The sequence below is a fragment of the Thermoflexus sp. genome, assembly GCF_040289485.1.
In the GTDB taxonomy this organism is placed as follows: Bacteria; Chloroflexota; Anaerolineae; order Thermoflexales; family Thermoflexaceae; genus Thermoflexus.
Genome location: NZ_PSLG01000068.1, coordinates 1 through 10858, shown reverse-complemented (window position 1 = coordinate 10858; position 10858 = coordinate 1). Strand labels below are relative to the sequence as shown.

The 10858-nt window shown below is 71.2% G+C and carries 11 protein-coding genes and 1 pseudogene; 5 read left to right on the top strand and 7 right to left on the bottom strand.

Translation table 11 applies throughout. The annotated features are described in order from the left end of the window. A pseudogene (locus C4313_RS09855) lies at positions 1–614 on the top strand (shikimate dehydrogenase); the annotation flags it as partial. On the opposite strand, the gene C4313_RS09850 reads toward C4313_RS09855, so the two are convergent. The 3 genes from C4313_RS09850 to acpP all read right to left on the bottom strand — a co-directional run bounded on the left by C4313_RS09850 (position 611) and on the right by acpP (position 2865). Further along, positions 611–1522, bottom strand: a complete 912-nt coding sequence (locus C4313_RS09850; RefSeq protein ID WP_352429691.1) for an ABC transporter ATP-binding protein — start codon at positions 1520–1522, stop codon at positions 611–613. The pseudogene C4313_RS09855 and the gene C4313_RS09850 sit on opposite strands and share 4 nt — an antisense overlap. Before the next feature lie 9 nt (positions 1523–1531). Then, on the bottom strand, positions 1532–2392 hold the full coding sequence (locus tag C4313_RS09845) for a hypothetical protein (protein ID WP_352429690.1): 861 nt from the start codon (positions 2390–2392) through the stop codon (positions 1532–1534). 233 nt (positions 2393–2625) lie between these two features. After that, positions 2626–2865 (bottom strand): acyl carrier protein, encoded by a 240-nt coding sequence (acpP, locus tag C4313_RS09840; protein ID WP_322800681.1) that lies wholly within the window; start codon positions 2863–2865, stop codon positions 2626–2628. A gap of 174 nt (positions 2866–3039) precedes the next feature. Between acpP and fni the strand changes: the two genes are divergently transcribed. From fni to radA, 4 genes are all read left to right on the top strand, one after another. Further along, positions 3040–4071: a type 2 isopentenyl-diphosphate Delta-isomerase gene (gene fni / locus C4313_RS09835; RefSeq protein WP_352429689.1), complete on the top strand. Its 1032-nt coding sequence runs from the start codon at positions 3040–3042 to the stop codon at positions 4069–4071. 18 nt (positions 4072–4089) lie between these two features. After that, entirely contained in the window at positions 4090–5097 is a 1008-nt protein-coding gene (locus C4313_RS09830) for a polyprenyl synthetase family protein (protein WP_352429688.1), read from the top strand. Between the two features lie 8 nt (positions 5098–5105). Continuing rightward, positions 5106–6173 carry a tRNA epoxyqueuosine(34) reductase QueG gene (gene queG, locus C4313_RS09825; RefSeq protein WP_352429692.1) on the top strand — a complete coding sequence of 356 codons (1068 nt, stop codon included), beginning with the start codon at positions 5106–5108 and terminating at the stop codon, positions 6171–6173. 70 nt (positions 6174–6243) lie between these two features. After that, positions 6244–7617, top strand: coding sequence for a DNA repair protein RadA (gene radA, locus C4313_RS09820; protein WP_352429687.1), 1374 nt, complete (start codon positions 6244–6246; stop codon positions 7615–7617). Between the two features lie 73 nt (positions 7618–7690). Here radA and C4313_RS09815 read toward each other — a convergent pair whose 3' ends face one another. From C4313_RS09815 to C4313_RS09800, 4 genes are read right to left on the bottom strand one after another with little or no spacing between them, the layout of a single operon-like run. Further along, positions 7691–8236: a hypothetical protein gene (locus C4313_RS09815; protein ID WP_352429686.1), complete on the bottom strand. Its 546-nt coding sequence runs from the start codon at positions 8234–8236 to the stop codon at positions 7691–7693. Between the two features lie 34 nt (positions 8237–8270). After that, positions 8271–8438, bottom strand: coding sequence for a MoaD/ThiS family protein (locus C4313_RS09810; protein WP_503012463.1), 168 nt, complete (start codon positions 8436–8438; stop codon positions 8271–8273). Continuing rightward, positions 8425–8982 carry a hypothetical protein gene (locus C4313_RS09805; RefSeq protein WP_352429684.1) on the bottom strand — a complete coding sequence of 186 codons (558 nt, stop codon included), beginning with the start codon at positions 8980–8982 and terminating at the stop codon, positions 8425–8427. The genes C4313_RS09810 and C4313_RS09805 overlap by 14 nt, the downstream gene beginning before the upstream one ends. A 2-nt stretch (positions 8983–8984) precedes the next feature. Then, positions 8985–10556 (bottom strand): hypothetical protein, encoded by a 1572-nt coding sequence (locus C4313_RS09800; RefSeq protein ID WP_352429683.1) that lies wholly within the window; start codon positions 10554–10556, stop codon positions 8985–8987. Between the last annotated feature and the right edge of the window lie 302 nt (positions 10557–10858).

Sequence of the window (10858 nt, the reverse complement as noted above, 5' to 3'; positions counted from 1 at the left end):
TGGCCGCCCGCCGGCTGGCCCGCGAGATCCCCCGCCTGATCCTCGTCGGCCGCCGTCGGAACCGCCTGGAGGCCGTCGGCGCCCAGGTGGCCGCGGAGGGCGCCGAGGTGGTGATCACCACCGAGGTGGCTGCCATCCGGGAGGCGGATCTCGTCCTGACGGCCACCAGCGCCGTGGCGTCGGTCATCGAGCCTTCCCACTTGAAGCCCGGGGCGGTCGTCTGCGACGTGGCCCAGCCGCGAGATGTCTCCCGCGCCGTGGCGGAGCAGCGGGACGACGTGCTGGTGATCGACGGGGGCATGGTGGAGGTCCCCGGGGAGGTGGATTTCGGGTTCGACTTCGGCCTCCCGCCCCGCATGGCCTATGCCTGCATGGCGGAGACGATGATCCTGGCCCTGGAGGGCCGCTACGAGTCCTTCACCCTGGGCCGGAACCTCCAGATCGAGAAGGTGGAGGAGATCGCGCGGCTGGCCCGGAAGCACGGCTTTCGGGTCGCCGGCTTCCGGGCCTTCGAGCGGCCGGTCACCGAGGAGGATCTGGTGCGCATCCAGGAGAAGGCCCGGCGGGCCCGCCGGGGGGTCCTATCCCCCCGGGGCCAGCGACCGCCTGGCTAGCCCATCTCCATCCCAACGATCCGCAGAAAAAGGTCCTCCAGGGAGAGGGCCTGGGGGATGAGGGCCTCCAGGTCCGCGCCCTGGCTCACCAGCCAGCGGGCGAGGTCGGCGAGGCGGCGCCCGGGGGCCAGCCGCAAGGTGAAGGACCGATCCCCCTGGGCGAGGATCTCCCCCCACGCCGACAGCCCCGCGCGCACGCCCGGCGGGATCCGCTCCAGTTCCACCCGCACCGTCACGGAGGCCTCGGCCCGCAGATCCAGAGTCTCCACCACCCGGCCGGCCCGGAGAAAGGCCACCCGATCGCACACCCGCTCCACCTCGCTGAGGAGGTGGGAGTTCAGGAAGATGGTCACTCCCTCCGCCCGGCGGGCCCGCAAGAAATCCCGCACCAAGATCCGCCCAGCGGGATCCAGGCCGGAGGTCGGCTCGTCCAGGAAGACCAGCCGGGGATCATGAAGGAAAGCCTGGGCCAGGCCCAGGCGCTGACGCATGCCCTTGGAGAAAGTGCGGATCGGCCGCCGGGCGTCGGCCCCGAGGCCGACCTGCTCCAGCAACCCCGGGATGCGCCGCCGGAGGTCGGAGGAAGCCATCCCAGCCAGCCGCCCGTGGAACCACAGCAGCTCCTCCGCCGTGAGCCAATCGTGGAAGGCAAACCCCTCCGGCAGGAAGCCGATCTCCCGCCGCGCCCAGCGATCCCCCAGGGGGCGGCCCAACACCCGGCCGGTCCCCGCCGTGGGATGGACCAGCCCGAGCAGCATCTTGACAGCGGTGGTCTTGCCGGCGCCGTTCGGGCCCAGGAAGCCGAAGACCTCGCCCTCCGCCACCTGTAGGGTGAGGTCCGCCACCGCCACCCGATCGCCGAAGACCTTCCGTAGCCCCTCGGTTTCGATCACCCACCGGCCGGACATCGGTTCGGATCAGCGCAGGCTGCGGGCCCAGGCGAGGAGGCGATCCGGGTCCACCTCGGGGCCGCCCAGGCCGTAAAGGAATTCGGCATCGTGCCACAGGAGGAAGCGAACGGCGACCAGCTCCCCCGAGGGCGTCGCCGCGGTGGGGAAAGTGAACAGCGTGCCCTCCCGGCCGCCGCCCAGGGAGGCCGGCTGCACTTCCACAGCCATCCCCGCCGCCAGTGGGACGGGCAGCAGGAGGGTGGTCTGCCAGTCCACGGTGTTCGCCAGGCGCCGGGCCTCGGCAGCCGGCATGCCCATCAGCCGCAGGGTTGCCTCGGCCAGCGGCCGGACATCGCCTTCGGGGGACATCGTCAGCGCTGGCAGGGGGGCCTGCAGGAACCCCAGTGGGGTGCCCTGATGCTCCAGGGTGGCCAGAAGAACCGGGCCTCCTGTGAGCGTCATGGCGGTGCCGTCCAGGGTCTCCGGCAGGGCCACGTCATCAGCGCCGACCGCGTGCAGGGCCTCCCGCAGGTGGTCCAGGCGGACGGTCCAGCGGACGGTGGTCACGGGGATCACCTGCAGCGTGGCGAAGGCCTCCACCCCGGGGAGGCGGCGGATGCGGAACCCCAGCAGCGTCTCGGCCTCCTCCGGCGTCTGGACGAGGCGGGGATCGGCGCCCTCGACGGCGAGGTCGCCCCCCAGGATGCGGCGGAGGTTTTCCAGAGAGGCCTGGGGCATCGCGAACGTGTAGGGGACGACCAGGACGCGGCGGAAACGGAAGCCCTGGAGGACGGCGTGGGCGACGCGCTGCAGAGAAGGGGAGAGGACGAAGGCCAGCGCCACGGCGATCCCCATCAGGATCCACAGCACCCCTTTTCGTCGGCCCATCGTCGGCCTCCTGAGGTTGGGATCTCCCTGTAGGGGAGACGTGGGGGCCAGGGGATCGGTTCCCAGGCCCGATGGTGGGTTGGTTGGAAACGCGCGGGATAGGGGTAGCCTATCCGTGTCCCCAGAGAAGTGTGAAGAAGCCACGCCGGGCGGCCATGGCTTCTTCCCAGTGGGTTCGGTTCTGATGAAGTTAGGGAGCCGATCCCCGAAGGGGCGACGGCAGAGATCGCAGGCTATTTCACCATATGCTTCTCGATGTAGGCGACGGCCTCGCCGACGGTGGTGATCTTCTGGGCGTCCTCATCGGAGATCTCGCCCCCGAAGCGCTCCTCCAGGGCCATGATCAGTTCCACCAGGTCGAGGGAGTCGGCCTCCAGATCCTCGCGGAAACGGGCTTCCGGCGTCACCTTCTCCGGCGGCACGCCCAGCACCTCCACGATCACCTCGCGCACCTGTTCGAACACCGTGCTCATAGAACCCTCCCCGGCGAATTTTGGTTGGGATTCTACCCGGTCCCGCGGCGGCGTCAAGGGCCGTGTCTTCCGATGCCTTGACATGCCTTTCCGCGCCGGAGTAAGATGATTCCGCAATTTAAAACACCATGGCGCCGGCCGTGTTACGCGGGCGCGTGGGATCGGCGAGGGACGATGATCTCCCAGCGGAAGGCGGACCACATTCGCATCAACCTGGAGGAGGACGTCCGTTTCGGGCGGCTGACCGCAGGGTTCGAACGGTTGCGCTTTGTGCACCGGGCGCTCCCGGAATTGGACCTGCGGGAGATCGATCTCTCGACCACCTTCTTCGGGAAGCCCCTGCGGGCCCCTCTGCTCATCTCCTCCATGACCGGGGGCACGGAGGAGGCGGCCCGCATCAACCGGAACCTGGCCGAGGCGGCCCAGGCCCGTGGCATCGCCATGGGCCTGGGGTCCATGCGGGCGGTCCTCGAGCGTCCGGATCTGCTGCCCACCTTCCAGGTGCGCCGCTACGCGCCGGACATCCTCCTCTTCGCCAACCTGGGGGCCGTGCAACTGAACTACGGCTACACCGTGGACCACTGCCGCCGGGCGGTGGAGTGGGTGGAGGCGAACGCCCTGATCCTCCACCTCAACCCCCTTCAGGAGGCCTTACAGCCCGAAGGCGACACCAACTTCGCGGGGCTGCTGCGGAAGATCGAGGCGGTGTGCCGCGCCCTCTCGGTCCCCGTGGTGGTCAAGGAGGTGGGCTGGGGGATCTCGGAGGAGGTGGCCCGGCAACTGGCCGCCGCCGGGGTCGCCGCCATCGACGTGGCCGGGGCCGGGGGGACCTCCTGGAGCCAGGTGGAGATGCATCGGGCGCCGGATGAGGTGCACCGGCAGGTGGCGGCCGCCTTCCGGGAATGGGGGATCCCGACCGTGGAGGCCATCCGCATGGCCCGGCGGGGGGCGCCGGGCCTCCCCATCATCGCCAGCGGTGGGATCCGGGACGGGGTGGACGTGGCCAAGGCGCTGGCCCTGGGTGCCTCCCTGGCGGGGATGGCCGGCCCCTTCCTGCGGGCCGCGGTGATCTCGGCCGAGGCGGTGGCGGAGACCATCGAGATCGTCACCCGCCAGTTGCGGATCGCCATGTTCTGTGTGGGGGCGCGGGACCTGGAGGCCCTCCGTGCGGTTCCCCTCGTGGAGGAGCGGGCGTCGGATCACTAGAGGAGGAGGCGGGACGGGATGGGCGCGTGGGAAGCCTTCTTCGCGGAGTGGATGCCGGCCCTGGAGGCGGAGATGCAGGCCGCGGTCGGGGAGCCGGCGGCCCCCGCCGAGACCCTGTTCTACGGGATGCTCCACTACCACCTGGGCTGGGTCGACGCCGCCCTCCGCCCGGTCCGCCTCAACGCCGGCAAGCGCCTGCGCCCGATGCTCTGCCTGCTGGCGTGCGCCGCCGGCGGGGGGGATCCGGCCCGCGCGCTCCCGGCGGCGGCGGCCATCGAACTGCTGCACAACTTCTCCCTGATCCACGATGACATCGAGGACCGCAGCGAGACGCGGCGGGGCCGGCCCACGGTGTGGGCTCTGTGGGGGGTGGCTCAGGCCATCAACGCCGGCGACGCCCTTTTCACCATCGCCCACCAGGCCCTCTGGCGGCTGCGGGAGCGGGGCGTGCCTCCCGAGCTCGTCCTGGAGGTCGCCGAGCGCTTCGACGCCGCCTGTCTGGCGCTGACCCTGGGCCAGCACCTGGATCTCGCCTTCGAGGCCGCGGAGCGGATCCGGGTGGCGGATTACCTGCAGATGATCCGGGGCAAGACCGCGGCGCTGCTGGCCGCCGCCCTGGGGATCGGGGCGCGCCTGGCCGGTCGCCCCCCAAGCCCCCTGGAGGCCTTCGGGGAAGCCCTGGGGATGGCTTTCCAGATCCAGGACGACCTCTTGGGGATCTGGGGGGATCCAACCGCCACTGGCAAGCCGGTGGCCGACGACCTGCGGGCCCGTAAGAAAACCCTCCCGGTGGTGTGCGCGATGGAGCGCATGCCGGCCTTCGCCGAGCGGTATCGGGACCCTGCGACCCCGGTGGAGGATCTGGTGCGGGACCTGGAGGCCTGCGGGGCCCGCGCGGAGGCGGAGGCCATGGCCGCGACCTTCACCCAACAGGCCCTGGAGGCCCTGCGGCGGGCGGACCTACGGGATCCCTACGGCCGCGCGCTGCAGGAGCTGGCCCTCTCCCTGCTCACGCGGACCGCTTAGTGCCCCCCATGGACCTCAAGGCCCGTCTGAAGGCCTACGCGGCCGCCCTCGGCTTCGACCTCGTTGGGGTGGCGGCGGCCGGGCCCACCCCCGCGGCGGATCGCTATGCGGAGTGGGTCCGGGAGGGGCGGGCCGCCACGATGCACTACCTGACCCGACCGGACGCGGTGGAGAAACGACGGGACGTGCGGAACCTGTGGCCGGCGGCCCGCTCGGTCATCGTGGTGGCGGTCAATTACGATGCGGGCGACCCGCCTGCCCCCGATGCCGAGCCCTCCGGCCGCGTGGCCCGCTACGCCTGGGGAGAGGATTACCACGAGGTCATCGCGGAGCGGCTCCGGGCGCTCCTCGCCTTCCTGAACCGGGAGGCCGGCCGCCCGGTGGAGGGGCGGATCTATGTCGACACCGGCCCGGTGTTGGAGCGCGCCTGGGCGGTCCAGGCCGGCCTGGGGTGGATCGGCCGGAACAGCATGCTGATCCACCCGCGCTTGGGCTCCTGGCTCCTCCTCGGGGTGTTGCTGGTGGACCTGGCGCTGGAGCCCGACGAGCCGTTCCGCTTCGATCACTGCGGCACGTGCACCCGTTGCCTGGAGGCATGCCCCACGCAGTGCATCCGCCCGGACCGCACGCTGGACGCGGAGCGCTGCCTCTCCTACCTGACCATCGAGCGGCGGGAGGGGATCCCCGAGGACCTGCGGCCGGCGCTGGGGGACTGGATCTTCGGCTGCGACATCTGCCAGGAGGTCTGCCCCTGGAACCGGCGCTTCGCCCGGCCGACGGCCGATCCGGCCTTCCAGCCCCGCCCAGGGATCCCCCGGCTGTCCCTGGAGGCGGTGTTGCGCATGGACGAGGCCGCCTTCCGGGCCCGGTTCCGCCGCAGCGCGATCCGACGGGCCAAATGGCGAGGGCTGGTCCGGAACGCGCTGATCGTGGCGGGCAACCTGCGGGCGGAAAAGGTCCGCCCGCTCTTGGAGGCCTGGCGGGCACACCCGGACCCCATGCTGCGGGAGCACGCCGCGTGGGCGTTGCGGGCGATGGAGGGGCGCTCGCCCGGGGATCCGGCCGGCGTCGCCTGAGCGAAAGGGCCACCGCCCCCATCCCCCTGGGGCTATCATGGGATCGGGGGATCTGAGGATGGGAGGCATGATGGCGCGGCCACGGACCCAGTATGTGTGCCAGAAATGCGGCGCGGTCCATCCGAAGTGGATGGGCCGATGTCCCGATTGCGGAGAGTGGAACACCCTGGTCGAGGTCCCTACCACCCCAACCCTGCGGGCTGTCGGCGCCCCCCCCGGGCCAGCCCCCCAGCCCGTCTCGCTCCCGGCCGTGGAGGCGGCCGACGTCGGGCGCTGGCCGCTTCCCCTCGGGGAGTTCGCCCGGGTCCTCGGCGGCGGCGTAGTCCCCGGCTCCCTGGTCCTGGTGGCCGGCGACCCGGGCATCGGCAAATCCACCCTGCTGATGCAACTGGCCGATCGCATGGCTGGCCCCGACTTCCCGGTCCTCTACATCTCCGGCGAGGAGTCCCTGGGCCAGTTGAAACTGCGGGCCGACCGGCTGGGGCTGCGCAACCCGCACCTCTATCTCTTGAACGAGACCCGGATGGCGGCCCTGGAGGATCGCATCGCGACGCTGCGGCCACGTATGGTGATCGTGGACTCCATCCAGACCGTCTACGCGGAGGAGATCCCCTCGCCCCCGGGGAGCGTCAGTCAGGTGCGGGAGGCGGCCGTTCGTTTCCAGGCCATGGCCAAGGGCATGGGGATCACCGTCTTCCTGATCGGCCACGTCACCAAGGCCGGGCTGATCGCCGGCCCGCGGCTCCTCGAACACATCGTGGACACGGTGCTCTACCTGGAGGGCGATCGCTACCATGCCTTCCGCCTGCTGCGCAGCGTCAAGAACCGCTTCGGGGCCACCTCCGAGGTGGGGGTCTTTGAGATGCGCAGCGACGGCATGGTCGAGGTCCCGAATCCCTCCGAACTCTTCCTGGCCGAGCGCTTGATCCAGGCCTCGGGCTCGGCCGTGGCTGTCACGATGGAGGGGACCCGTCCACTGCTGGTGGAGGTCCAGGCGCTGGTCAGCCCGGCCCCGCCCGGCGCTGCCCGCCGCACCGCCAACGGGGTGGACCCCTACCGTCTCCTCCTGCTGGTGGCCGTCCTCACCAAGCGGGTGGGGCTGCGCCTGCACGACCAGGATCTTTTCGTGAACGTGGTGGGGGGACTGCGGGTGGAGGAGCCGGCGGCCGATCTGGCGGTGGCGATGGCCATCGTCTCCTCGGCCCGGGATCGCCCGCTGCCGCCCGATATGGTTTTCATCGGGGAGGTGGGGCTCTCCGGGGAACTGCGGGCGGTGGGGCATTTGGAGCTCCGCCTGGCCGAGGCGGCCAAACTGGGCTTCCGCCGCTGCCTGCTCCCCCGCACCATCCGCCGCCTGCGGGAGGTCCCTGCCGATCTCCAGGTGCTGCCCGCCCGCACCCTCGCCGAGGCCCTGCGTTTGGCCTTTGACGGCGCCACAGGGTAGGGGCTGCGGGGGCTCCGCATCGTCCTTCCGTCGGCGGATCGGGGTTGGGCAGCGGTTCCCCAGGCCCATCCGTTCAGCGTTCCCCCAGGATCACCGCGCTCCGCTCCGCCCCGCGGGCCACCGCCGGTGCCTCCGGCGGGGCCTCCTCCAGCGCCCGCGCCCGCGCCGAGAGGGCCTCGATCTCGTCCAGGTGCAGCCGAAGGACCTCTGCCAGGTCCAGCAACGCCCGCACCAGTTCCCGCTCGAAGACCCGTCGGAACGCGGCCAGGTCCCGGAAGGAGGTCCAAGCGATCTTCCCCGCCTGCTCGCTCAGCCAGAGGGCCGCAGCCGGACTGTGGGCGATCTCCTTCACGAAGATCAGGGTGCGCTGGCGGGCCCGCAGGGCGCGCGACCACTCCAGCCCCATGGGGGCGGCGTAATCCATCCCGAGCAGGAAGACATAGAGGTGGGCCGCCTCGACCGCCGCCAGGGCCGGGGCGAGGGCCTCGCCCGGCCGGGGGGTGTGGCGGATCTCCCACCCCAGCCGGACAGGCAGCCCAGCCACCACCTGGCCCACCACCTCCCGCTCGGCCTCCAGATCCGGGCTGCTGGATACGAACAGGCGGATCGGCTCCGCCATCGCCGGCCTCCGCGGGGAGCGCGGGGGCGGTCCCTCAGGCGCCGCCCACCACCGGGGGGAACAGCCGGACGAGATCCCCCGGGCGCAGCGGGGTGTCCAGCCCGGCCTGGGCCTCGTTGACGAAGACGGCGTGGATGTGTTCCAGGGGGATGCCCAGGGCGGCGGCCACCTCCCGGGGGGTCCCGCCGTCAGGGATCTCCACCGGGATCCCCTCCTCCGGGATCCCGACGGGGCGATAGCGGCGCAGGATGGCGTGCAGTTTCACCGTGACCTGCATGGCGCCCTCCTCCGAGGACGGGCCGGATGCCGCGATGCACCACCCGCCCCCCGATCGTCTGGAGGATCTTGCGAGGGTCCTCCCAACGCCCGGTGTGCTTCTGCAGGGCCTGGGCGATCTCCTTCGGCGTCAGGGGGCGGTTGCCGTTCACCAGGAAAAGCCGGAAGATGGCGTCCGTCAGCGGGGTCTGGGAGGTGATGAAATCGGACCGGCGGCTACAGTGTCGGAGCAGGGCATGCCACAGCCCGTCGATCCGCCGGACCTCCGCCGTCTCCGGGTCCACATCGTCGATCTCGGCCTCCTCGGGGTGAGCCAGGAAGCGCTCGCGGTGCTCCGGGCACAGATGGCTCATCAGATAGGCTCGGAAATCCTGGCCCTCCCGCTTCCACCACTCGTAATCGATGTGGAAGGGGGTGTCCAGGGTGGGCTTGATCAACCGCTGCAGGCCGGCGGCCCCGTTCGCACCCATCCTCATCCCTCCACCCATCGCCAGTAGCCGTCGCCCAGGTAGACGCACCCTGGAAGGTCCATGACCTCCTCGAACAGCGCCTCCGGCGGCGTGCGGATCAACAGGTTCACCGCCTGGTAAAGGGTCTTCGCGTGGACCGTGCCCTGGGGCACCAGACCGGCCAGGGCCGGGAAGAGCGTCTGGACCAGGGCGCGGACCGGGCGATGGCGCCAGCGCGGCCATAGGTCCTCCAGGGCGGACGGGTCATCGATGAACAGCAGGCTCTGGTCGTCGAACTCGCCAGGGATCTGCCGGCGGAGCATGTCGAAGGTCAAGCGGCCCTCCTCGACCTTCACCACCCGGACCCACTCGCGACGGCTGCGGCCCTGGAGCATGACCTGGACCACACCGGGCTCCCCGGACCGCCGGAAGACCACCCGGCAGCCGGGCTGAATTTGGTGGGCCGCATACCATTCCCGCAGCCCGAAGACGTAGCGGCGCTCCCGGACCACCCAGCCGGGCCAGCGCTGGCCGGTCGTCGGGTCCTCGAACGTGAAGCGGATGCGATGCGTCCGCCCCAAGGGGAACACCTGGGCCGTGCGCCGGGTCAGCGGGGCCGTCCCGCTGGCCAGGTGGGGGTAGGTGGCGATCCATGCGACCGCTTCTGCCTCTCCCGGTTGCCCGGGCCGGATCTCCTCAAGGGCGCTCCATTCGTCGTCGATCTCCGCCGCGATCCCTCGCAGCGCCGCGTCGAGGCGCTGGCCAGATCCGCGATAGGGAGCTCCCTGCAGGCGCGGGGGGGTCTCCAGGACCTCGGGGGGCTCCATGCGGCGCAGGAACCAGAGGAACTGGCCCGCCGGGCCCACCTCATCGAACCGCGGGTCCCGGTAGAGGGCGGCGTTGAGGGAGAAGATCTGGAGGGCAGGGGGGACATCGGCCGGCATCTCCAGATGGGGGAGGATCGCCTCCGGCGGAAGGGGGCCGCCGCCCTGGACGTCCAGGAGGGCCTCCACCAGGTTCAGATGGCCCTCGTGCAGTTCGACCAGCAGCGCCCGTGGGAACCAGTGGTCGCCCACCCGCACGAAATCCGGATGGCCTTCCAGGCGGGCGGCCAGGCGCTCCGCGATGCGGCGCCCCCATGTCGCCCAGATCTCCTCCGGCTGCAGGCCCTTCTCGTCCGGCCCCCGCAGTCCGTCCACCTCGTTGAGGCGGTGGGGGAGGGGATACTCGGCGGCGAACTCGCGGAGGGCTCCGCCGTCTTCGAAACGGACCTGGATGACCTTGAAAGGACCGACCTCCGGGTTGTGGCCGTCTCGGATCCCGACCACGGTGCCGAGGGCGAAGTTCAAATGGGGGAAAAACAACCGATCGCCCACCTGATAGCGATCCCGGGGGCGGAAGGGTCGGGCGCCGGCCAGGAGGCCCCGACGGCGCTCCTCGATCTCCTGGAGGCGGCGGGCGATCAGCGCCCGGGCCAGTTCCTCCGCCGTGCGGGGGAGCGGGTCCTCCAGGAACTGGTTCAGCAGCCCTTCCAGATCCGCTTCGGTGACCTCCAGATGCTCCCAGTCCACGCCAGCGGGCCAGGCGGTTGCCACCACCATCTCCTTGACGGGTTCGGGCGTTGAGATCCACCGGAGGATCGCAGTAGGGGCCCAACCGCCCCATTGCGAAGACCGGCAAATCATTCATCATTATACCAGGGAGCATGGGGGGATGACAACCGCCGGCAGCGCCACCGCCCGCCGTCGTCCCGGGACGCATCGGGGACCTGGGATGCGGCGGTCTCCGGCCGCGCTGGCGGAGGCCTTCCGCCCCCCGCAGAGGCTCCGGATCCTCTTGGATGCGCGCCCCACGCCCCCTCCGCTGCCAGGACGGGGCGCCCGATCCGCCAAACCCG

Coding starts and splice junctions, on each gene's coding strand:
- radA (WP_352429687.1), top strand. CDS start 6,244: ATGGCGCGGCCACGGACCCAGTATGTGTGCCAGAAATGCGGCGCGGTC.
- C4313_RS09850 (WP_352429691.1), bottom strand. CDS start 1,522: ATGTCCGGCCGGTGGGTGATCGAAACCGAGGGGCTACGGAAGGTCTTC.
- C4313_RS09805 (WP_352429684.1), bottom strand. CDS start 8,982: ATGGGTGCGAACGGGGCCGCCGGCCTGCAGCGGTTGATCAAGCCCACC.
- C4313_RS09815 (WP_352429686.1), bottom strand. CDS start 8,236: ATGGCGGAGCCGATCCGCCTGTTCGTATCCAGCAGCCCGGATCTGGAG.
- C4313_RS09830 (WP_352429688.1), top strand. CDS start 4,090: ATGGGCGCGTGGGAAGCCTTCTTCGCGGAGTGGATGCCGGCCCTGGAG.
- fni (WP_352429689.1), top strand. CDS start 3,040: ATGATCTCCCAGCGGAAGGCGGACCACATTCGCATCAACCTGGAGGAG.
- C4313_RS09845 (WP_352429690.1), bottom strand. CDS start 2,392: ATGGGCCGACGAAAAGGGGTGCTGTGGATCCTGATGGGGATCGCCGTG.
- queG (WP_352429692.1), top strand. CDS start 5,106: ATGGACCTCAAGGCCCGTCTGAAGGCCTACGCGGCCGCCCTCGGCTTC.
- acpP (WP_322800681.1), bottom strand. CDS start 2,865: ATGAGCACGGTGTTCGAACAGGTGCGCGAGGTGATCGTGGAGGTGCTG.